The sequence below is a fragment of the Paenibacillus sp. MMS20-IR301 genome (assembly GCF_032302195.1).
Classification (GTDB): Bacteria; Bacillota; Bacilli; order Paenibacillales; family Paenibacillaceae; genus Paenibacillus_AQ.
Genome location: NZ_CP135275.1, coordinates 3,677,977 through 3,700,959 on the forward strand (window position 1 = coordinate 3,677,977; position 22,983 = coordinate 3,700,959).

Genomic DNA, 22,983 nt, shown 5'->3' on the forward strand with positions numbered 1-22,983 from the left:
GGGTTCAACCGAAATAGATGTTGTAGCTATTCATTGAAGAGGAGGGTTAAAATTGAATAATGAAATCGTCAAAAGCCTGATCAGCGAGGTCACGAAAGAAGTTTTTGCGGAGAATAAAGCAGCGCTCGGGCAATCTGAATTTCAACCGGAAACTGTACAATTAGCTGTCCACCTGTCTGCCCTAACCACCATTAAGATTCTTGAAAAGCTGGAACTGATCGACAAGGATTAAGCCTACTTTTTTCTGCACTACATACCTGTGGTACCGTCCACGCAAATAACCCGCAGCATGGAATATTTCCAGCGGCGGGTTATCATCATGCCATTTTGTCCTTAATCCAGCGCATCAGCACGGAAATCTTCATACCGCTGCCTGCTAGGCTCGGCTATGCAAGAATAGGCTATCGCATTATGAACATCGAGGAGCGTCAGCCGGAAGCCGTGCTTCGCTCCGGTATCAATACCAATCCTGCCGCTCTGGCGCCAGACCCGGCCTGCCGTCCCGCCCAGCTTGAAGGTTGGAGTGTGCCCGAACACAATGCCATTGTCTATAAAAGTCGGCAGCGCCCCGGCCCAGAAATCCTGACGGATCTCAGTCATATCCAGCAGCGTCTGCCGGTTGAGCGGCACTCCGGGCCGGAACCCGGCGTGAACGAATAAATATCCGTCCGCCTCAGCATATGGGGGCAGCTGTTCAAGCCATTCCTCCAGCAGCGCTGCCTCAAGCCTTAGCTCCTCCGGCAGTACAGCCTCCATCGTCTCAGCTTCTTTAAGCTCTTTCAGCAGCCGTGTCTCCATGTTCCCCGGAAGAGCTACCGCCCCCTCCAGCGTTAAGTCCCTGATCAGCTTAAGTGTCATACGGCTTTGCGGGTCCTCATCTATGTAATCCCCCAGCAGCATTAGGCGGTCTGTAAGGGGATCATATCCGGCGGCATCAAGCAGCTGCTCTAATCCTGCGGCATGTCCATGAATATCAGAAACAGCCAGCAGCCTGTTAGTTTTCTGTGGTGTGTGCGGCACAATATCAACGGCCTTTCCGGTAAAATCCTGTCCCGTTCGTTACACGGTGTACGTTACAGTCCATAAAGATATGCGGCATGGTCCGGGAGCTGCATACGGATGACTCTCCCGGCCTCCAAGCCGTCTTCGCTGAACAGATAAATCCGCTCATGTGCGGGGGTCTCCGCCAGTATGCGCCATTTGGTTCCTTCAAAGGTGCAGTGGATTACACTCGCCTCCAGAACGTTTAGCTTCTTATCTGCCGATTCTTCAGAAGCAGCAGGAGTCTCCGCCGGCAAAAGTGTCACTGCCTCGGGCCGGAACCGCAGCTCGGCGCGTCCGCCGGCACTCCATTGGCTGCCAGGCCCGCATAACGTTCCGGACAGCAGCCCTGCAGAGCAGCGGATCACCGGATCTGCGGCGGTTCCGGCAGGCTCTCCCTGCAGGACATTAATGGCTCCCAGCAGGGAAGCCGCTTGCCGGCTTGCCGGCTTATGGTAGCAGGCATACGGCGTATCGAACTGGTCAATCGCCCCGCTGCGCATCAGCAGCAGCTTATCGGCCATCGCGAACGCCTCTTCGGGATCATGGGTGACGTGAAATACACTCATCTTCAGCCGGCGGAAAAGCACGGACATCTCCGTGCGCATCTCGACCCGCAGGCGCATGTCCAGATTGGAGAGCGGCTCATCCAGCAGCATCAGCCGCGGCTCGGTCACGAGCGCGCGGGCAATCGCCACACGCTGCTGCTGTCCTCCAGACAGCTGCGGCGGCAGGCGCCGTTCGAAGCCTTCCAGCTGCAGCAGCGCCAGCGCCCCGGCTACCTTGTCTTTAATCTGCTGCGCAGGCAGCCGCTTCTCCTTCAGGCCGTACGCCACATTGTCAAACACATTCATATGCGGCCATAACGCATAATCCTGGAATACCATATTAATGCCGCGTTTCTCCGGCGGCAGCATTTTCGAAGCCGTAGCAATACTCTTCCCGTGCAGCCGGATCTCGCCCCCGTCCGGACGGCTTAATCCGGCCACAAGCTGCAGCAAGGTTGATTTGCCGCAGCCGGACGGACCCAGCACGCTAATAATTTCGCCTTCCTGCATGGCAAGATTAAGGCTGCTTAAAGCCTGATAATCGCCATAGCTTTTCTGCAGATTACTGATCTCAAGCAGCGGAGTAACTCCCCCGGCCACAGCCTGTGACTCCCTCATGACTTGGCCCCCTTCCTCTTAAACAACGATTCGATCAGGATTAGAATTAAGACGATGATCCCCCCGCCGGTAACGGTTGCCGCGGACGCGTAGCCAAACCTCATATCCTCAAATGCATCATCAATGACAATCGGCAGCGTCACGAAATTCGGCGGAAACAGAATGGAATTAACCGCCAGATCAAACACACAGGAGCCGAACGCCGCCAGTGCGCCCGACACCAGCGCCCCGCGGATCAGCGGAAGCAGAATCCGTCTCATCCGGCTGATCAGGGAGGCCCCCTGCATCTGGGCGGCATCCAGCAGCTGCTCCGGAACCTTGGCCATCGAGCCGGTAATGACCCGGGTGATGACCGGAATCGCTCCGGCTATCGCTGCCAGCACAAGGATTGACGGCTTGCCGTAAAGTCTTAGTCCCAGCACTTCAAGCCATTTCTGATTCCAGACAAAAATATAGCCGATCCCCAGCACAACGCCGGGTACTGCAAACGAGATCAGCGTTGCGGCTTCAATCGCTTTTTTGAACCGGAAGCGGGAGTAGGACAGGATGAATGCGGCGCCCAGCCCGATGATCAGCCCGATTAATGAAGCAGCGGCGGCAATCGCCAGCGATCTGCCGATGCCCGGGAACAAATCTGCCCCGTGCCGGAACAGCTCGGCATAATGCTGCAGTGTCAGATTACCTCTGACCAGCCCGTCCGACTGCACCTGCAGGAGGGACATCACGATGCTTGAGCCGATCGGAATCCCGATTACAATAATGAGCAGCAGTGCAACTGCGCCGCTGAGCAACCAGTGATAGGAGCCTGCCGCAGCCGGAACCATCCGCTCAGCCCGCCCGGTCAAAATATCATAGCGGGATCTGCGCAGAATGTAGAACTGGGCCGCAATCGCCAGCAGGATAAGGAGAACCAGATACAGTGACAGCACCCCGGCCATGTCAAAGCGGATCGGTGAAGTATAAATTGCCGAATAAATCGAATACGGCAGTGTCGGAAAACGGTAGACGACCGCGATTGCTGAAGGCAAACCGAAGTCCCCGATGGTATCCATGAAGACCAGCAGTGCCCCTGAGCAGATGGATGGCAGCAGCAGCGGGGCTTCAATGCTCAGCCATACCCGTAAGGGGCGTGCCCCGCATAACCGCGCTGCCTGCGACAGCATCTCCATCTTCCATTCCATAGCTGCTCTTACCGTCAGATAAGCGAGGGGAAACTTGCTGAACGTCATGACAGCAATCAGCCCTGCCGGGGAGAAGACGGCGCCGCTGACCCATTTCCAGCCCAGCAGGGAAGCAACCAGGCCATTCCCGGCCGAGAACATGATCCAGCCCTGGGCCAGGATGAAGGAAGGCATAATGAACAAGATCCAGGCAGCCGCATCAAGTGCAGTAGCCCCTGCAAACTTCCAGCGTGAGCGGGCCACTGCCAGCACCGTCCCCAGGACGGTGCCCAGCAGTGTGGTTCCAAGGCCCAGCAGCAGTGAATTTTCTAATGATTTGCGCCAGAGCGGGCGGTTAAATACATCCAGCAGCAGCGACAAATCCCCGAAGTTCAGATTCCCGAAGAAAACTCCCGGCAGCAGCACCTGAATGATGACCGCCGCGAGCGGGCACAAGACGAGAACGGCAAGCAGGATGCTGACCATCCAGCCCAGCCGGTTAACATTCAGCGCTCTAAGCATGGCCGGTTATTGCACAGCCTGATCAGCGAACCACTGCTTGATCTCAGCCTCATGCCCGCTGGCCCAGGCGGCATCCGTAAAGTTCAGCTTGGCATCAGCAGCCCGGTCAGCCTTGGGATTGGCCCCTTCTGCCGAAGGCTCGAAGTAGCTCTCATCACCGCTGTCGATCAGCTCCTGCTGGACTTCAGGCTCCAGCAGGAAGCTCACGAACTGCTTGGCTGCATCCGCATGCTCCGTATCCTTTTGAATCGCTGCCACCCGGACAGATGCCGGTGCGCCATCTTCCGGCCAGACCAGCTCAACCGGCTCCCCGGCGTCCAGCATGGAATAAGCATTGGATTCCTGCAGTGCGGCAATCTCAATCTCACCGGAGGTCAGAGCCTGTACAACCTGGGGATTCTTCGGATAGACCCGCAGTCCCTGCTCCATCAGGCTGTTGAAATATTCCTTCCCGCCGTCAATCCCCTTGTCCTCGAAAAAGCTCGCCACAAACGGGTAGGCCGGTGCGGCAATGGCCGGGTCAGCCATACCCAGTCTGCCTTTGTAGGCAGCGTTCTTCAGATCTTCCCAGGAAGCCGGGATGTCTGTTCCGCTGATTTTGTCTTTATTGTAGACGATGATCCCTGCGGCATGCGCTCCTGTCGGATAATACGCCCCGTCTGCAGGAATCAGTGATTCATAGTTGTCTTTCAGCCCCGCCACATTGTCCGGGGTCCAGCCGGTCAGCAGCTGCTCCTTGGCATCCAGCCCGTAAATCGAAGGCATGGCATCAATCCACACAACATCCCACTGCGGATTGCCCTGCTCGGCTTCAATGCGCGACATAATCTCTGCACCGTTCCCGGAGACAATGTTCAGCTTAATTCCCGTCTTCTTCTCAAACATGTCACCGATGACAGCGTCGAAGTCATTCAGATACACCGTAAGGGTCTCAGTGCCAGCGCCAGTACCTGTGCCGGAGTTCGTACCTGCGTCTGCCGCTGCACTTGCAGTTGCCGCCGCCTGATTGCTCCCGTTCGCAGCAGCGTCCGCAGCGTTCTGATTTTGCCCCCCGCAGGCTGTCACTGCCAGTAAAGATAGTACACCTGCTGCAGCACCCGCTGTTTTGCGCCAATTCCGTTTCACGTTGATGAATCCCCCTTGAAATGTTTTTTTCGCCTTCGCGTTACTTCAAACTTTAACAATGTAATGTAAGAGCAACGTCAAACCGGGTGGTTACTTTTATTAAATATATCTATGTATATTGAATATTTAATAGATAACATCTATATTTTAGGCATAAGGGGAGTGAGTGTAATGAATCTGCAGCAGCTCAAAGTGTTCTTGGAGGTCATGCGCAGGGATACCCTGCAGGAGGCCGCTGACCAGTTGGAGCTTACCCAGCCTACGGTCAGCTTTCATCTGCGGAAGCTGGAGGAGAGTCTCGGCGTGCAATTGTTCCGCAAGCAGTCACGGAAGCTGATCCGCACAGAGGCAGCCGAGGAGCTGCTGCCCTATGCGCGCCGGGTTGCCTCCATGATGGAGGAGGCCGCTGAGCGGATGCGGGCCAGAAGCGGCGACGCCCACAGCCGGTTGAAGCTGGGAGCCAGCTACACCCCGGCCACCTATTTCCTGCCGCCGTTCCTGGCGGACTATAAGCGGGGGCATCCGGATACCGATTTATTACTGACTGTGAAAAAAGCCGACACCATCCTCTCCCTCCTGCGCCACCATGAAATTGATGTAGCCATTGTCTCGCTGCCGAACGAGCCGGAGAAGGGACTGCAGATCGTACCGCTGATCGAAGACGAGCTGCAGCTGGTGATGAATCCGCAGCATCCGCTGGCATCCGCCGAGCCGCTCAGCGCCGGGCAGCTGGAGGGCGAGGTCTTCCTGCTCCATGAGCAAGGCTCCACCTCCCGGCAGCTGGCCGAGGAGTGGGCTGCCTACATCGGGCTGCAGTTCCAGTCGGTGATGGAGCTTGGCGCAATCGAGACAATCAAGGAGACGCTGAAGTTCAATCCCGGCATCGGGGTGCTGCCGCTGCGCAGCGTGCTCAAGGAGACTGCCGCCGGAGAGCTAATCCGGCGCCCTCTTCCGGGTGAAGGCTACGCCAACCGCAGGCATATTTGCCTGGCTTACCGGGACGAGCCTATCTACGCTGCACACATCCGCAGCTTCATCGAGTTCATCCGCGGCTCGGGCGCGCCGCGCGCCGGGGAAGCGGAGTAGCGGCGGGCGCGAGGCGGGCGCGATTCAGGGGCACTTCTGCCCCTGTTTTCCTCTTATCGCCTGCTTTTGGCGATATTAGGGGCACTTCTGCCCCTGTTTTCCTCTTATCGCCTGCTTTTGGCGATATCAGGGGCACTTGTGCACCATATGAGGGAAAAGTCACTCTAATGTTACCCAATTGCGGCTTCCGAGCAGCATATAGGGGAAAAGTCACTCTAACGTTACCCAATTGCGGCTTTCGAGCAGCATATAGAGGGAAAAGTCCCTCTAACGTTACCCAATTGCGGCTTTCGAGCAGCATATAGAGGGAAAAGTCCCTCTAACGTTACCCAATTGCGGCTTTCGAGCAGCATATAGAGGGAAAAGTCAGTCTATTTTCAGCCAAATGTAAGCTCAATCTGGTTACTTACGGACATCACAGACCTTATTCGCCACTTTCAAGCTCCGAATGTCACTTTTTCGGCAAAATAACGGCGCTGGTGTCCGCAAGGATAAGTCTCAGGTGCTTTTCCGCTGGTTAAGGTCTCTCATGTCCGTAACGTTAGCCTAGCTAGCTGGAATAACCGTTGCAGGACTGTCTACTCCCAATCCGCTACACCCTGCTGACCGCATACTCACCTGATTCAGCACATCGTCAGCACGCCAACACATAAGCAACAAACACTCAAACACGCAGGAACACACATACACCAGCACACTAGCAATCTGTAACTCGTCTTCGCAAACCTTTGAACTGCAATAAAAAAAGCACACCAGACAGCAGTCCGCTGCCCGGTGTACTTGTTCATCTCCTATCCCCACTCTGCTTATACGCGCCGATTCCTGCTTCCGCTACGTGTCCGATCCCGCTTCCGCTTACACGCATCCGACAGCGCTTCTCCTTACACGCTGCTCTTCAGTGACGCTTCCAGCTGCTGCAGCTGCTCGATCTGATGCAGATGATTCAGCAGCTGCTGGTAGTGGTCGGCTTTCTTCTGGACGGTGAGGACCAGTTTCTGGAACTGTCCATCATCCTGTCCCGATTTCTCCAGAATACGCAGCAGGTCATCATTGATCTGCTCCACATCCTCCAGGCTGCTCTCCTGGGACTCCTGGATTTTCTCCAGATGCTGGAATACCTCTTCCTCTGCTTCGACAATCTCGTTCATATATACAGTCGACTGGCTGATCTTCGCATTGGTCTCCGTCATGGCCTGTGTCCCGTCACCGGATTTGCGGTGCAGCCGCTCCATCACTTCGGTCATTCCCGTAAGGGAGCCCATGATATCCTTCACATGGATGCGGGTGCTGTCGGCCAGCTTGCGGATTTCCGTAGCCACGACGCCGAAGCCAAGTCCATGCTCACCTGCACGCGCCGCCTCAATCGCCGCATTCAGCGACAAGAGATTGGTCTGCTGGGCAATATCTGTAATGATCTTCGTCAGCTGCTCAATACTCCGGAAATGCTGCCGCAGCTCATCATTTAGACTGACGAATTCCGTAAATACCGCAGAGGCCTTCTGCATTTCAGCAGAAATCTGGATATTGGCTTCCTTGGCAAATTCGATTTTGTTGGAGGAGAAGGAGAGACTGCCGTACATTTCATTAATAAGCTCTTCAGTCTGCTCACTGTTAGCCTTCAGATGCTCCAGCCGCAGCTGGGTTCCGCCTACCTGGCTGATCAGTTCGCCGCCGCCTGCACGCAAGGCTGCAAACTCCTCAACCATACGTCCCTCTTCCTTCAGAATCTCAGCAGTCTCACGGCGGATCTCAGCGGACAGAGTATATGCATGAGTGCCATAGGATACCTGGACTGATGCACCAGCAGGTGCAGAGGCTGCGCCGGAACCTGCCTGACCCTGGGAGGCTGCAGCACCGGAATCAGAACCGCCCGCTCCATCCGCCGCTGCTGCGGTTACCGGCCCGGGAGCACCGGAGCCTTCAGTATGAGTGTATGTATTGTGAGCCGCCGCATTGTCTGCGGCAGTTTTTTTTGCCCATGTAGTGCGCAATCTGGTTATCCATTGCATAATCCTTCTTCTCTCCCTTATTCAACCAGCAGCAGAATCATGGTCTGGTTGGCATGCTTTTTATAATATTGTTCTCCGAAGCTGATGAAGCCGGTAATATTACTGCAGAATCCAAGCATCTGATCATCAAATGCAGGCCAAAGATTATCCCGCTTAAACAGCTGGTCGCGCAGAGTGCAGTTAATATTAAGCACAAAGGAAGGCTTGTACGGACTGCTGCCAAGTGTCTCCTCCAGCACAGCCAGCGGATCTGCAGAGCTTAGCACCTCCACATAAGTACTAGACATAACCTGACTGTAAAATGTGACAGAGCCATCCGCATTGATAACCATCGGAGAGGCGATAATCAGATCGTCCTCGTATCTTTTGCCGAGCGGGCTGCTCAGGAAATGGTCTGCCAGCTCCTCCACCGGGACACCAATCACACGCGCATATTCTTCGGCGGCCGGACGTCCGTTAAAGGAATATACCCTTCTGCCAAAAAGATCCGCTTCTGTCACGAGCATTGTCTTCCCGGTAGGAACATAAATGTTCTCCTTCACCAGTACCGTACGTGCAGACATGTCGAAGAAAATCCCCAGGTTACGCACCCTCCGGCTTCCTATATAAATATAGGTTTCTCCTTGCCCGTCGTCCGCCGCACTCCCGCCGATAATCTTGAACTCCGGGGCAATGAAGAAAAGTGACGAGAGTATAGATTCCTCCATTGCCCCCTGCCCGTCGCACAACAGCAGCATGAAGGCATTGACGTTGTCTTTGACCTTGTTATACGCCGCGCTTAGCTCACTGCCGCTGAGAACGGGCGGATGCAGAATTTCTACAACCCGGGTCCGGCCTGACTCATATTCGAATCCTGTGACCGCACCGCTCCGGTAGCCCTGCGGGGTATATTCGCCTTTAGTCGAGCAGAGAACGGCTTGTGGAGGTGCATACTGCGACAGTTCTCTGACAACTGCAGCGGAAGCAAATAATACCAGCCCCCGGCTGCTGTCCAGCGCCTCCAGATGGTGCCGCGCTGCGTCAAGTGTGGTGAAAGATAAAGCTTTCATTAAATATAACAACCTTCCTTCACGGGATCTCCCCTAGTAAACTAACTGTTACTGAAAAATTAAGCTTTAATTTTCAATTCTTCTTATGGTAAATCCAGAACCAGGCTTATTGTCTGTGAACAATGTCGCAATCCCTCGGCTAAAGCCGGAATTCCTCGAATAAATACCTTGTTGCGGAGCAGCGGAGGTTGAGTATGTCCCGTAGAGGCTGTATCATAACAGCATGAACATACGGGATTTCATCCATTGTCTACTTATAGCAGAAGAGTGAGGAGGTGCAGATAATGACTTATTCACAACGCTCCAGCCACCCCGCTGCTGCATCAGACTATACCTATCTGGAATATCAAATCGGGATGGCTGCGGATGAGCTGTCAGAGGCGGAACAGGAGAATGACGAAGCCCGGGCTGAGGCCATCCGCGTTAAGCTGGCTGGTCTGGAAGAAGAGCTGGCGAAGCTTGAGGATTAAGGCACATACAGTAACAATAGTGTATATGATAATGATTATCAATGATAAAAAGCGCACTATTCGGCTAATTAGCTCAACCCGGCGATACTGCCCGGCGGGTCCTGATCGCAGGCTATGCCCGGCAGGCTCTCTCCAGCAGGCTCTGCACAGCTGGGCATAGCGAACGATCCCCGCAGCCGGGGCTCTGCACTTCAACAAAAGAGGCGATCCCGGTCACTGCCTCCCGGGATCGCCTCTTTTTGTCTTACCCTGAACGTCAGCCCAATTTCACCAGGCTGTAGTTCTTCTTGCCTTTGCGGACAATGATGAATCTTCCGCCGATGGCCTGCTCTGCAGTAATCTCTGTCTCCAGCTCGTTCACACGCTCGCCGTTAATGGAGATGGCCCCTTTGGTGATATCCTCGCGCGCCTGGCGTTTGGATGGCTCAATGCCCAGATCCACCAGCCAGTCCACGATGTTCTTCGTTTCCTTATCCGCAGTGAAGGTCGGCATTTCCTTGAAGCCTTCCTCGATCTCGTCAGCAGTCAGCGAGCGGATATCGCCGCTGAACAGCGCTGCGGTGATGCGCTTAGCCTGCTCCAGCAGCTCTTCACCATGCACGAACCGGGTCATTTCTTCGGCCAGTGTTTTTTGCGCCTCGCGTTTATGCGGCTCGGTCGCTACCTTCTCCGCCAGCGCCTCGATCTCCTCTTTGCTCAGGAAGGTGAAGTATTTCAGGTATTTCACCACATCGCGGTCATCGCTGTTCGCCCAGAACTGGTAGAACTCGTAAGGCGTAGTCTGCTTCGGATCGAGCCAGATTGCACCGCCGGCGGATTTGCCGAACTTGGTGCCGTCTGCCTTAAGCATCAGCGGGATGGTCAGGCCGAAGGCTTTGGCTTCGGCGCCTTCTTTTTTACGGATCAGGTCGAGGCCGCTGGTGATATTGCCCCACTGGTCGGAACCGCCGACCTGCAGCTGCACATCCTCATTCTGGAACAGATGCAGGTAATCGATGGACTGCAGGATCTGGTAGGAGAACTCGGTGAACGAGATCCCGCTGTCCAGACGGCTTGCGACAACATCCTTGGCCAGCATCGTGTTGATGCTGAAGTTTTTGCCGAAATCACGCAGGAACTCAATAACATTGATGTTCTTGGTCCAGTCGTAATTGTTAACCATCCGCACCTGATTGTCGTTCTCGGTAACGAACAGCTTCTTCATCTGCGCCGTAAGCGCATCAACATTCTCCTGCACCTGCTCCAGCGTCTGCAGGGAACGTTCGCTCTGGCGTCCGCTCGGATCGCCGATCGTTCCGGTAGCCCCGCCGATCAGAATAACCGGACGGTGGCCCGCCAGCTGGAAGCGTCTAAGCACCATAAAAGGAATCAGATGGCCGATATGCATGCTGTTGCCTGTCGGGTCCACGCCGCAATACAGCGACACAGCCTTACCTTCTGTCAGTTCGCGCAGTCCGTCTGCGTCTGTCTGCTGGTTAATGGCGTCGCGCCACAATAGCTCGTCGATAATGTTCAACATATACAGCCCCTTTGTTTGTTTGGTTTGGTTATCCCGTGATATTCATTGAAAATCAAACAGCCAGCTCACCGGACCCGGCAGCTATTCTCCGCAGAGCAGTAACGGTCTCGCCGTCCTGAAAGGGACGGAACAACAAAAAATCGCCCCTTGTCTGTTCAGACACAGGGACGATTGTAATTAACCGTGTTACCACCCAAATTGCACGGACCGCCTACTAAAGCTATTATCCGTACCACTCTTAGCGAGTTATCGTTCGCTTAGCTCCGCTTGGCATTACCCAAGATACTCCCGAGATGTAATTCGCAGTCCAATGTGTGTACCGGGTTCCATCAACCCCCGGCTTTCTGTGAACAGGGACAAGTCTGCTACTGGCTCGTTCAATGTATACCAACTATAAGATTACAGAAAGTATAGCCGCTTCTAAAATAGATGTCAATGCAGGAATGACACTCCCCGGAATCCAGCCTATTCCAGATCTGCGCCATTGGAGGCAATGACCTTCTTGTACCAGTGGAAGCTCATCTTCTTCTTCCGGTCCAGCGTACCGTTGCCTTCGTCATCCTGATCGACGTAGATGACCCCGTAGCGTTTGGACATCTCGGAGGTCGAGGCGCTGATAATGTCTATCGCTCCCCAGGCGGTGTAGCCCATGACCTCTACCCCGTCCAGCACGGCTTCCTTGACCGCTGTTATATGCTTCCGCAAGTAATCAATCCGGTAATCGTCCCGGATGGTGCCGTCCTCTTCCACCTTATCCTTAGCCCCCAGCCCGTTCTCCACCACAAACAGCGGCAGCTGGTAACGGTCATACAGCTCTTTCAGGACAATCCGTAAGCCGGTCGGATCAAGCTGCCAGCCCCACTCGGTAATCTTCAGGTTCGGGTTCTTCACTGTGCTGAACAGATTGCCGCCGGTCACGCCGTATTTCTCCGGATTCACAGTAGAGATCAGGGAAGTGTAATAGCTGAAGGAAATGAAGTCTACCGTGTTCTCACGCAGCAGCTGCTCATCGCCCGGCTCTGTCACAAGCACAATATTATTGTCGGCAAAATAACGCTGCATGAACGGAGGATAGCTTCCCCGCGCCTGCACATCCGTATGCATCAGGTTAAGCTGGTTGTCTACTTGGGCCTGCAGCACATCCTCGGGATCACTGGTTGCCGGGTAATGGATCATCCGCGCCAGCATGCAGCCGATGCGGAATTCCGGGTTAATCTCCCGCCCTCTGCGGGTCGCCAGGCTGCTGGCTACGAACTGGTGATGCAGCGCCTGATAGGACGCCTCGCGGATGTTATCGACCTTATCCTCCACCACACCGCCGCCGGTAAACGGCTCGATGACGGTAGTGTTGATCTCATTGAAGGTCAGCCAGTATTTGACTTTATCCTTGTATCTGGTCATGACCGTCTCGGCATATTTCTCGTAAAAAGCAATCACCTTACGGTTCTTCCAGCCCCCGTAATTCAGCACCAGCGACATCGGCATTTCGTAGTGGGAGAGGGTTACGAGCGGCTCGATACCATACTTGTGCATCTCATCGAACATATCGTCGTAGAACTGCAGCCCCTTCTCATTCGGCCCCGCATCATCGCCATTCGGGAAAATCCGCGACCAGTTGATGGACATGCGGAACACCTTGAAGCCAAGCTCCCCGAACAGGGCGATATCCTCCTTGAACCGGTGATAGAAATCAATGCCGTACCGCTTCGGATACCCCTCCGCCGAGCCATGCTGCATCGCCCGCTCGATCGATTCACTGGTGACATGCATCAGCTCTTTGAGGTTGGTGTAGTCTTTTTTCTTGAAATACGGGACCATATCGGCTGTGGACAAGCCTTTGCCGTCTGCGTCATATGCGCCTTCCGCCTGGTTGGCGGCGATAGCGCCGCCCCATAGGAAGCCATCCGGGAATGTGGTCATTTCGTCATCTCCTACGGTGAATTTAGTTTATTAAAAATGAAACATGAACATTCAAAAAGGCAGGCGTAACTGCGGGATGTTTGGGCTTCCGGCCGCTGTTATGTTTGGATTTCCTGAATTTATTCCGCTGGCAGCGGTAGTAATCCAAACATAAAGGCGGGCGCTATCGCTCCTACAGCTCCAAACCTCCCTCCGTTACTGATAGCCTTTTATTTAGTTTGAGTAAATCAGAGCTGCCAAAATTTAAAGCCTAACCTGGTCGCTTGGTTCCGGTGTCACCAAGCTCAAACTCAGGCTAAGACCGGAGCTGGCGCCTGGAAATAACTCAGGCTAAGCTCCAAATTAAAGATCAAAAAAACTGGAATCAAAAGCTACTCCCGCAAATATTACAGCTCCGCCGCAAGCACCGGCTCGCCAATGCTGACAGCGCCAAGCTTAAGCGGCAAAATCTGCTTGTAATCGGCGGTGTTGGTAACGACCATGGCGGTCGTAATATCGTAGCTCTTCGCAATCTGCGCCAGATCGAAGGTTAACAGCTTATCGCCAGCCTGGATTACATCGCCGGCCTGTACATGAGCCTCGAAGAACTGGCCGCGCAGCTTCACGGTATTGATGCCGACATGAATCAGCAGCTCCATGCCCTCAGTGTTGCGGATAACCATCGCATGCTTGGTTTTGAAGACATTCATCACAGTGCCGCTGACTGGCGATACGAGTTCACCTGCAGTTGGCACAAATGCAATCCCTTTGCCCATCAGCTCATCGCCGAAGGTAGGGTCATTGACCTCTTTTAACGGAATCGCCTTACCTGTCATTGGGGCATAAGCGGTGCTGTCTGCTGTAGCGAGAGCAGGTTCTGCTTCAACCTCTATCGGAGCGGCCGGAGCTTGTTCAGCTGGCTTAGCCGCAATACTGCCGGAAATCTGCTCGGCGTCATCAGCCTCTTCTTCAATACCTAGCATTACAGTGACAACAGCCGCAACTGCAAAGGCAATGACCATCCCGCCAAAAGCATACCAGAACGTCTGTCCAACCAGTCCCGGCAGACCCGGGATACCGCCGTTACCAGCCAGGGCGTAAGCCTTGGCACCGAATGCGAGAGCAAAACCGCCGCCCGCTGCACTCCCGATCATTGCCGCGATGAACGGCTTTTTGTATTTCATATTTACGCCGTACATGGCTGGCTCTGTTACGCCCATAAGGGCGGTGAAGCTGGTGGATAAAGCGACGGATTTCAGCTTTTTGTTCTTGGCCCGGAAGAATACACCCAGTGTTGCCCCTGCCTGTCCCATGTTGGAGATGTAAGTCAGCGGCAGGAATTTGTCGAAGCCGAGTGTTGCCAGGTTGCTGATAATGACCGGAACGAGCGCATAGTGCATACCAGTCATAATAATCAGCGCCATTGCTCCGCCAAGCACGATCCCGGCGAACAAGCCGCCTTCATTCAGCAGCCAGTTAATGCCGCCGGACAAGCCGTCACCGATGAACGTACCCAGCGGTCCAATGGCAATCAGTGTCACTGGAACCATGACAAGAAGCGAGATCAGCGGAACAAGCAGCAGCTTAAGGGACGCGGGAATGAAGCGGTCTACCGTCTTTTCCACATAGGAGAGCAGCCAGATTGCCAGCAGAGCCGGAATAACGGACGAACCGTAAGATACCGCCGTTACGGGAATATGAAGGAAGGACACCGGGTTGCCGCTGGAGAGCAGCGCCCCCATATCCGGGTACATCAGCGCTGCGCCGACACCGACCGCGATAAACGGATTACTGCCGAACTTCCGCGCTGCGCTGAACGAGATCAGGATCGGCAGGAAGTAGAATACGCCATCGCCGATTGCCGACAGAATACGGTACGTATCGGTTCCGGCCGTCAGCCATCCCAGAGTGACGAACAGGGCGAGCAGCCCCTTGAGGATACCGGCCGCTGTAATTGCCGGAAGCATTGGTGCGAAGACGCCGGCAATCGTTTCAAAGATTTTCAGAATAACATTCTGCTTCTTCCCGTCTTCCTTCTTGCCGCCTTCTGAGGACTGCTTAAGGGCCGGATATGCCTTCACCATCTCATCGAACACCTTCGGCACATCATTGCCGATGATGACCTGGAACTGCTCGCCGGAGATGTTGGTGCCCATGACCATATCCAGCTTTTTAAGCGCGGCCTGATCGGCCTTGTTGTTATCCTTCAGCTCGAAGCGCAGCCGAGTTACGCAGTGGTATACCGACTTTACGTTCGATACTCCGCCTACCTTCTCGACGATTTGCTGCGCGGTTTCCTGATGTTTCATGAATGTTCCCCCTAAATTATTCTAATAAAAAAACCCGAATGAACGCCTGCAGCTGCGCCAAATACGCCTGCCGGTCTTCATCCGGGTTTTGCCTGATTGAACAGTAACAAGCCCCTTGTTATTTGGTTTTCATCAGCCGTTCCAGATGCAGGGTCAGATACAGCTGCTCGGAATGGGTCATGATGTACTCGTAGTTCTTCAGGATAAACGATTCAATCTTGCGGATGCATTTGAAGGTGTCGGGATAATTCTTCTTGACCACCTTGTACAAATACTCCTCGGTATCATCATGGCTGGAATGGGTAATTGCACGCTGGCAAAAATATTTAAGATGCGTAATGAATCTGAAATAGTTGACACTGTCCTCGTCCAAATCCACGCCGAAATGATATTTGATAATGTTCATAATCTCCTGCAGCAGCTGCATCATATGCGTCACATCATTCATCGAATCATTGACTTCCGCATTGATGAAATGAAGCGCGATATTGCAGATCTCCTCCTTGGGAAAATCAATCCCCAGCCGCTCCCGCAGGATCGTCAGCGCTTCCCTCGCCACATCATACTCGGCTTTGTAGAAATGCTGCACCTCCCAGGATAACGGGTTACGGATAATCTGCTCCCGCTCCATACGCTGCACCGCAAAATGGATATGATCCGAAAGCGATACATAAATCCCGTCGCTGATTCCCTTATTAAGCTGCATCCGCGCCAGGCTTACAATATCGTCAGTCACCTGCAGAATCTCAACCGGCATCTCCGTTACAATCGCCTTGAAGCGTTCGTAAATGGATGAATCCTGCAGACGGAACACCTTCTCCACCCGTGATTCATCGATAGGATCACCAGCCCGGAACTGGAAACCGATACCCCGGCCGAGGATAAGCAGCTCCTGATCCTTATCATCCACAGTGCTGACGATATTATTGTTAAAGATTTGTTTAATTATCACTTTCAACCCACCTGTTTTTGAGGAATAAAAAAGGGCAAAACAACAACGGAAACGAATCATCATTCCCATTGTGGTTTTGCCCGCATTACCGGTAACAAGCCTCGGAAACAATTTATCATATGCTGAAAACGGTGTCAACCGTTTGTTTGAAAATCTGCTTTTGCTAATTATGCCCACGGCAGTACTCTTTTTATGAGCGGCTCGATGGTGGAAGCATTGAGTGTAAGGATACATGGACTGCAGCGGCTTCGTGGACTCCGGTGACTTTTGCAACAGTGCTTCCTTTTTTCAGCGGCTATAGTTAGGTCATACGATTCAGTGGAAAATTATGTATTACGGAAAGGGAGTCAGTCCCATGCAGGCAGACGCAAACGGAAATGAAGGACTATTCGCAGTTAGGCGGGTTCCTGCCGGATTCATACTTGGCCTGATTGGCCTGGAAATGTTTTTTGCGCTGGCAGTGAACCTTGTGTTCTTTGAGCGCGGTACGTTTAACGGTATCAAAACGCTGACAAACGGGTGGATAAACCCCACTCTATGTGCGGGTCTGCTGGGCCTCGCGGTCATCGTTGTTATTTATTTGCTCGTAATTGCCAGGATTCCGCTGCGGGAGCTGGGGCTGAAACGGGAAAATCTGCTTACCGGAGTCTTAGGGACTGTCCTCTTCTGGATTGCCATTAACATTATGGCTGCCGTGATGTCGCTCCTTGCCGGAGACGGTCTTGAATGGAACAGTAAACTGGCTGAATTCCCGAATCTGTATCTGGGTGCTTTACTTGCACAATTGTTCGGCAATGCCCTGCTGGAGGAGATTATCTTCCGGGGGTTCCTGTTCGTGCAGCTGTATGACTGGTTGTCCAGAGTGCGGAAGCCGTCAGCCCGCATACTCTGGGCGATGCTGCTTACACATGTTCTCTTTGCCCTCATGCATATTCCCAACCGGATCTATAGCGGCTACAGCGGACCCGAATTTGTGTTTGATTTTGTCCAGCTTGTGCTGCTGGGTATGTTATTTGCACTTTTCTACGTTTTGACCGAGAATCTGTTTATTGTTGTGGGTATCCATTCCCTAATGAATGTGAATCTCTCCATCTGGAACAGCAGTTATGTTACTGCCGCTACACTTACCGCTGCGGGACTGGCCGCCGTTCTTCTGCTGCTCTTGCGGAGAAAGAAATTACAACAGGCAGATTCCGTGATACATTATTGACTGTTTAACTGTAAAAAAAGCAAGACCCTCTCGCGGACGGAGCCGCAGAGTCTTGCTTAATAGGTGCTAATTACCCGTGCGGACAGGCTCTAGTGCGTTTATCTGGGATACCGCGTAAGTCAGCTCCGTCAACGCAGAACTCAAATCAGCAATGATAAGCCGCATCTCCTCATAAGGGGGCACAAACGCTTGGCCGAATTCAAAGGTATAGCTGTAAATTTTCGGTTTGGAAGGGTCTGTTAAATGACGGCTATAGGCATAATCCTGTGTCGTCCCGCTGGTATAATACAACCGGGCTGACTCTTCAACCTTGTAGGATTTACCCCGTACGGCTTGTAACGCTGCGTTCATCCGGTTTCCCAGTTCACGCTCCAGTTTCTCATCCTGCGGCGTAATGTATTCTTTGTAGCTGTCTTTTATAGTCTGAGGACTTTTGCCGGAAGCTCCACGTATTCCGTTGAACTGCTGATTCTTGAAATTCTGATTGGGGTCAGTGGTTTGGTTATTGTCATCCCCCCAGTTGTACATGATTTTCTCGCCAAAGCTATGAATATCTACATAGAAGCGGATTTGCGGATACGTATCCAGAAGATACTTGATATTTTGTGATTCCGGCTCGGAGAATGGGGCTGGTCCAAGGTAAATCAGACTGTTTTTATCTGCTGAGGTACCGATTGTACTTCCCCACAAGAAATCAAAATTCCGGTTCAAATCAACGCCCATCGGGTTCCCGTTCTCATCCGGCCGGCGGTTCTTCCGCCACCAGAAGCCATTGCCCGCCTCTTCATCACGAAATGAGTGGTGCTTCTGATGATTCTCCTGGCTATAAATCTTGCCATCCGGATTAACCTCCGGAAAGATAATCAGGTCCACAGAATCCAGCGCCTGCTTGATTTGTTCATAAGCAAAGCTTTTATTCCCATACTGAATAGGCTGCCTGCTTGTATAGGCCTGGACGAGCTTGGTTAACAAGTTAATGCAAATGTCAGAACCACCCCACTCGCGAGCATGGACATTGCCTGTAATCAGAATGGCCGGTTTAATTCTGGCTTGCTGCGGAGCGGCACTGAGCTTAACCGCACGGCATGTCCGTCCCTCCCACGTCCGGTTGGGAAGCGTGATCAGCGAGACCAGTCCCGGATTGTTCCGGCTAAGCTGCAGCAATGTATTATCGATCTCGTCCACGGTCATATAACCGCCCCGAATCGAATCAGCAGTAAAATCTGCAGAAGCAGTACCCTGGTCTGACTCCATACGGTTTCCGTGATATATCTCCTGTAGCCGCTCAGCAGGAATATCCGTAGCGTCCAGTTCAATCTCCAGAGTGTAGCCTTCTTTCTTCAACAGCTCCAGCTGCTCTTCGGATAGAATTCCCGAGACGGAATAATCTGCCTCTGTAATTTGCTTGGCACTGCTTCTTACCAGATCCAGACTGTAATTCTCCAGCTCATGCAGCTTCTGCAGCGATGAAGCATGAATAAGCGCTTGTAATATTTTCACTTGTATCATCCTTTCTTCTGTTTTTAAATTGGCAAATTAAATGAAGGACCAGCTTGATAACTGGTCCTTCCTACGGCTATCTCGACAGCTGTGCAGACTTGTGAGTCTTGTGGCTACACTCGCTGACCGGACGTTCCATATGGCCCTGATCGTCTGTGCACCACGACTGCGACTGGAAGGCGAGGAACAGCCCCAGCCATTTGTCCTCCTGCTCGAAATGAATCACAATTCCGCCATCCTGCCAGATGCCGTCGTCTCCAACAAAAGGCTCAACGTTCCCTTGATTCATATGGATATTGTGAATCCCCCCCGGAAACGGCTCGCCGTATACATATATTTTGGCGGTATCATCCTCAATAGCACGTTGCAGATAGGCGTCGACTTTCTCATTCAGGTCATTGTCCGGACCATCAGCATTGTATGGGAGGGCAATCATCTTGGACGGGTCAAACAATCCGCCGCGGATGTAGTCTAAGGCAATTTCATCACGGTTTGATTTATCAATTTTAGTAAAACCATCTTTTAGTTCCTGCAGATGGGTAATTTGCTCAGAATTGAATTGATCACCGACCAGGTAGAGCAGCTCTGAGGGGGTAATTTTCGATTGAACGTTGATGGCCAATTTATATTTTTTATTAGCAGCCTTAACTACAGCATGATAATGCGGGGTGCTGTCCCTTGTAGTTGGTGCAGGTGTTCCTTGAATGATCTTTCCTTTTAACACTCCGTATGGATTCAGTGGCATAATAATCGTCTCCTTTAATGTGTTGTTTGTCGTGTATATGCTTGCTTCAATCGCTCAAGTGCCCATTTCGTTTTGGACATATCCTGCTCGAGCAGCAGATTAGCCTCTTTAAACAGAGTAATGAATTGTTGGTGCTTGTCCGCCGCTTCGGCTTCGGTGGCATTCTTAATTTTCATTGTTGCTTCAGCCATACGCTCTGAGCCGATGGTCCAGATTTCCAGATGCACTCTCTCCTGCTCCCATTCGGTTCGATATTTCCCGGACTTGATCGGACCCATTACCCGGGTATCTGCCGCAGACTTGAAGACACTGCTGTCTTTAAAAGGCTGCGGGGCCTTCTCGAGGATCACCTCCTTCCACTGTCCCTCAGGCTTGTCTTCCAGAGCAACATCAAAGTCTTTGGCCAGAGATAACGCCTGCTTCTTGTACCCCCACTCGACTTCAGTCTCATATTTACCGGGTGTGAATCCTTCAGCAACCGCCTGCTTCATAGCACTATTCAAATCCTTATAATCTCTGATGCGTCTCTTGTAGGTCAGCTCCCATTTCTCCTCTTTGAAGCGGCTGCGGACAATCCAGCCTGTCTCATAAAGCCTCAATTCAGGTGTATCGAGCAGGTGAATTTGCATTTTGTCCTTGAGCTTAAAGCTTAGTCCGGCTATCTTCGAAAGCAGTTGTCCATCTCCCGCCAGCACCTGCTTAGGGTCAAGGAAAAGCTTGAACTCAAAAGACATTCCTTCGGGCATGATTGAACCTCCTTGTCAGGTTATTGATTATGAATAAGGGGTCAGATCCGGTTTATTGTGTCTCCAATACTCGGCCAGCAGCTCCGGCGCGGTTAGAAAGAGCAACCCGTTGCCTTCTTCTGCCTTGAGGCTGCCCAGCGGCAAAGTGCATCTGACAATCTGCGCATATAACTCAGCTTCCGTTAACTTGCGGTTAAATTGCGATTCACTCTGGTAATAGTTGATCACAAGGGCTAATGCCCCGGCTACATGCGGAGAAGACATCGAGGTACCTGAAATCACTTTATAGGGTTCGTTGGGGTCAGGTACCAGATCAAGGGGGTAACAGGACAGCACATCGACACCGGGGGCAGTCAGGTCAACCTCATTATTCTTCGTCAGGAGCTCGGCATGCTCTCCGCTAAAATCAACCGCGCCTACAGAGGTGCATTCGTTGTATGCTGCCGGGTAACGTTTCTCATTCCGGTCGCTGTTCCCAGCTGCGCAGACTACGATGATGCCTGCATCTACTGCCCGCTTGATAGCTTCATGCATTTCATCATGACCAGCTCCGGCAGAGAAGGACATATTGATGATCTGTACCTGCATTTTAATAGCGTAATCAATCGCTTCTGCAATCCATTCTGGACGGCCGCTCCCTTTGCGGTTCAGCACCTTCAGAATCAGCAGCTCTGCTTCCGGTGCCACTCCGACAACTCCCTTGCCGTTCTTGGTTGCTGCAATGGTTCCGGCCACATGGGTGCCGTGCCCATTGTAATCCTTGTAGCTCTCCTTGGCGCCTCCGTCATCATCGGTGAAATTCTGCCCACCGGTAATCCGGTCCTTCAGATCCGGGTGGTCTTGGTCGCACCCCGTATCCAGAACAGCAATGGTTACACCTTTGCCGTATTTCCCTTTCTCCCAAAAGGCCGGAGCCTGGATCATCTGCACCCCCTTGGGGATTTCCTGAATATGGCGCGTGACATCATCGGCTTGATAAGGCTGAAGCTCTACGGCATCACTTGTGAGTGTACTTATTGCTGACATTGCATAGCCTCCACTCCGTTTATTGATTGTGAGACGGCTTGTACACACTGAAATCAATCCGGTCAGCCAATTCAGGGAGATCAATAAACGGATTCCGGTTGCCCTGGATGGCAAAGATCTCCTGATTTCTGTGCTTCTCATATTTCAGGTTGGGCGGGAAGTCCTTATGCCACTTCAGGAGTACGTTTATGTCCTGTTGCTCAGCATATTCTTTGATAATTTTATCCGGATAGCGGAGGATGAAATAGAGCATTGCTCTGGCTACCACACCTTTGGCATATTCGGGTTCAAACTCGCCGTCAGCCGCACCGCCACCGCCTACGCCCTTGCCACATTCCCCCCGCACTGTATCTGTTCTGAACTCCTCGGGTTTGTAGTCAGCAAAATCGACATATCGTTTATTTCCTCTGAATGAGTTGCATTTTTCTTCACAATAAAACAAATGATGCATATCACCACGCATCGGTTCGGCCTTTTTAAACCAGGATTGAGGTACGACATGTTCAACATTCACGGCATGTCCTGAATCGCTTGTCTCACTTTCTGCAGCAGCCATAGCAGCATCTTCCTCAATAACCTTATGCGGTTCGGCTTCTTTGCCGGAATAAATACTTCGCAGCATTTTGTCGTCGTGCAGATCAACGGAGCCTTTCAGATAGTCGTCACTTTTTTTGTAACGGACTTCCTCTGTGTGTGTGTCCTTTAACAACTTGTTTAATGCTTTGAACAATACCTTGCCATCCTGCTCATTCCGGTTAAGCCCGGCATAATACTGCTCCACATCGGCCTTGTCCCTTGCAGCGTCATAATACGCATTGGCATCGGCGCTGAATCTCTCCAGATTGGCATCCAGCGTTTGCAGCCTGCTTGCTGTGCTTGTATTTTCATTGGAAGTAATTGATGTACCCATCTTTGACATCTCCTTATCAATTAGAAATTAAATGCATCGACGATCTCATAGCCCTGTCCTTTGCCCCTCGGTTTCAGCAGAATTAACCCCAGATACGGTCTGGCTTCAATCTGATTATTAAAAGAAAAGCTGTGAGCCACCAGAACTGTGTTACTGCCCTCTGAAGGAAGGGACTCCAGCAGGCTCACCAGCCGTGCCTTCATCTTCAGTTCGGCATCGTCCGGATTCTCTGTAAACAATGTATCCATATAAGCCAGTGCCTCTTCAACACGGATACTCTGAAAAGCTGCCTTCCCCGTCTCCTGTGTCCGTTGTGTTGGACTGGTTAACACAGGCAGATTAATCTTAATCTTCTGCTCCCTCAGCCAGTTGCCGAGTAATACCGCTTTCTCTTGCCCCTCCGCACTCAAGCCAGGATCACCAAAGTTCTCAGCCGGCTGGGCATGGCGGAAATACAGCACATATCCGCCTTGCTGAAGCCGGTTTACCATTTCTGCAGGCGGTTGCTTAATTCCGGTAACCGTCATATTCATTCTCTA

At 52.5% G+C, this 22,983-nt stretch carries 20 protein-coding genes; 4 read left to right on the top strand and 16 right to left on the bottom strand.

What is annotated here, in order from left to right; translation table 11 throughout:
- Positions 1-52 precede the first annotated feature (52 nt).
- Positions 53-232, top strand: a complete 180-nt coding sequence (locus tag LOS79_RS15940; protein WP_315421590.1) for a hypothetical protein — start codon at positions 53-55, stop codon at positions 230-232.
- Between the two features lie 101 nt (positions 233-333).
- Here the strand turns inward: LOS79_RS15940 and LOS79_RS15945 are convergent, their stop codons facing one another.
- From LOS79_RS15945 to LOS79_RS15960, 4 genes are read right to left on the bottom strand one after another with little or no spacing between them, the layout of a single operon-like run.
- A complete protein-coding gene (locus LOS79_RS15945; protein WP_315421591.1) occupies positions 334-1,020 on the bottom strand; it encodes a metallophosphoesterase in 687 nt (228 codons plus the stop codon).
- A 53-nt stretch (positions 1,021-1,073) separates the two neighbouring features.
- A complete protein-coding gene (locus LOS79_RS15950) occupies positions 1,074-2,207 on the bottom strand; it encodes an ABC transporter ATP-binding protein (protein WP_315421593.1) in 1,134 nt (377 codons plus the stop codon).
- On the bottom strand, positions 2,204-3,889 hold the full coding sequence (locus LOS79_RS15955) for an ABC transporter permease (RefSeq protein ID WP_315421596.1): 1,686 nt from the start codon (positions 3,887-3,889) through the stop codon (positions 2,204-2,206). The genes LOS79_RS15950 and LOS79_RS15955 overlap by 4 nt, the downstream gene beginning before the upstream one ends.
- A gap of 6 nt (positions 3,890-3,895) precedes the next feature.
- A complete protein-coding gene (locus LOS79_RS15960; RefSeq protein ID WP_315421598.1) occupies positions 3,896-5,014 on the bottom strand; it encodes an extracellular solute-binding protein in 1,119 nt (372 codons plus the stop codon).
- Positions 5,015-5,185: 171 nt separating this feature from the next.
- Here LOS79_RS15960 and LOS79_RS15965 point away from each other — a divergent pair, with 171 nt between their 5' ends.
- Positions 5,186-6,100 carry a LysR family transcriptional regulator gene (locus LOS79_RS15965; protein ID WP_315421600.1) on the top strand — a complete coding sequence of 305 codons (915 nt, stop codon included), beginning with the start codon at positions 5,186-5,188 and terminating at the stop codon, positions 6,098-6,100.
- A gap of 881 nt (positions 6,101-6,981) precedes the next feature.
- On the opposite strand, the gene LOS79_RS15970 is transcribed toward LOS79_RS15965, so the two are convergent.
- On the bottom strand, positions 6,982-8,091 hold the full coding sequence (locus LOS79_RS15970; RefSeq protein ID WP_315421603.1) for a methyl-accepting chemotaxis protein: 1,110 nt from the start codon (positions 8,089-8,091) through the stop codon (positions 6,982-6,984).
- Between the two features lie 35 nt (positions 8,092-8,126).
- Complete coding sequence (locus tag LOS79_RS15975) at positions 8,127-9,158, bottom strand: FIST signal transduction protein (protein WP_315421604.1); 1,032 nt, start codon at positions 9,156-9,158, stop codon at positions 8,127-8,129.
- Between the two features lie 284 nt (positions 9,159-9,442).
- On the opposite strand from LOS79_RS15975, the gene LOS79_RS15980 reads away from it, so the two are divergent.
- A complete protein-coding gene (locus LOS79_RS15980) occupies positions 9,443-9,628 on the top strand; it encodes a hypothetical protein (RefSeq protein WP_315421607.1) in 186 nt (61 codons plus the stop codon).
- 256 nt (positions 9,629-9,884) lie between these two features.
- On the opposite strand, the gene tyrS is transcribed toward LOS79_RS15980, so the two are convergent.
- The 4 genes from tyrS to licT form a co-directional block, all read right to left on the bottom strand.
- Positions 9,885-11,144 (bottom strand): tyrosine--tRNA ligase, encoded by a 1,260-nt coding sequence (tyrS, locus tag LOS79_RS15985; RefSeq protein WP_315422268.1) that lies wholly within the window; start codon positions 11,142-11,144, stop codon positions 9,885-9,887.
- Positions 11,145-11,612: 468 nt separating this feature from the next.
- Positions 11,613-13,067: a glycoside hydrolase family 1 protein gene (locus LOS79_RS15990; protein ID WP_315421609.1), complete on the bottom strand. Its 1,455-nt coding sequence runs from the start codon at positions 13,065-13,067 to the stop codon at positions 11,613-11,615.
- A gap of 386 nt (positions 13,068-13,453) precedes the next feature.
- Positions 13,454-15,355 (bottom strand): beta-glucoside-specific PTS transporter subunit IIABC, encoded by a 1,902-nt coding sequence (locus LOS79_RS15995; protein ID WP_315421612.1) that lies wholly within the window; start codon positions 15,353-15,355, stop codon positions 13,454-13,456.
- A gap of 118 nt (positions 15,356-15,473) precedes the next feature.
- Positions 15,474-16,307, bottom strand: coding sequence for a BglG family transcription antiterminator LicT (gene licT, locus LOS79_RS16000; RefSeq protein WP_315421614.1), 834 nt, complete (start codon positions 16,305-16,307; stop codon positions 15,474-15,476).
- A gap of 355 nt (positions 16,308-16,662) precedes the next feature.
- Between licT and LOS79_RS16005 the strand changes: the two genes are divergently transcribed.
- Entirely contained in the window at positions 16,663-17,517 is an 855-nt protein-coding gene (locus tag LOS79_RS16005) for a CPBP family intramembrane glutamic endopeptidase (RefSeq protein WP_315421616.1), read from the top strand.
- A gap of 66 nt (positions 17,518-17,583) precedes the next feature.
- Here LOS79_RS16005 and LOS79_RS16010 read toward each other — a convergent pair whose 3' ends face one another.
- The 6 genes from LOS79_RS16010 to LOS79_RS16035 all read right to left on the bottom strand — a co-directional run bounded on the left by LOS79_RS16010 (position 17,584) and on the right by LOS79_RS16035 (position 22,977).
- The gene (locus LOS79_RS16010; RefSeq protein WP_315421619.1) at positions 17,584-19,017 is read right to left on the bottom strand and encodes a M14 family zinc carboxypeptidase; all 1,434 of its coding nucleotides are present in this window, start codon (positions 19,015-19,017) and stop codon (positions 17,584-17,586) included.
- Positions 19,018-19,093: 76 nt separating this feature from the next.
- Positions 19,094-19,762, bottom strand: a complete 669-nt coding sequence (locus LOS79_RS16015; protein WP_315421622.1) for a DUF2278 family protein — start codon at positions 19,760-19,762, stop codon at positions 19,094-19,096.
- Positions 19,763-19,776: 14 nt separating this feature from the next.
- On the bottom strand, positions 19,777-20,508 hold the full coding sequence (locus LOS79_RS16020; protein WP_315421625.1) for a hypothetical protein: 732 nt from the start codon (positions 20,506-20,508) through the stop codon (positions 19,777-19,779).
- 27 nt (positions 20,509-20,535) lie between these two features.
- Positions 20,536-21,534 carry a S8 family peptidase gene (locus LOS79_RS16025; protein WP_315421628.1) on the bottom strand — a complete coding sequence of 333 codons (999 nt, stop codon included), beginning with the start codon at positions 21,532-21,534 and terminating at the stop codon, positions 20,536-20,538.
- Between the two features lie 19 nt (positions 21,535-21,553).
- Complete coding sequence (locus LOS79_RS16030) at positions 21,554-22,444, bottom strand: endonuclease I family protein (RefSeq protein ID WP_315421631.1); 891 nt, start codon at positions 22,442-22,444, stop codon at positions 21,554-21,556.
- Between the two features lie 20 nt (positions 22,445-22,464).
- Positions 22,465-22,977: a histidine phosphatase family protein gene (locus LOS79_RS16035; protein ID WP_315421635.1), complete on the bottom strand. Its 513-nt coding sequence runs from the start codon at positions 22,975-22,977 to the stop codon at positions 22,465-22,467.
- Positions 22,978-22,983: the final 6 nt, after the last annotated feature.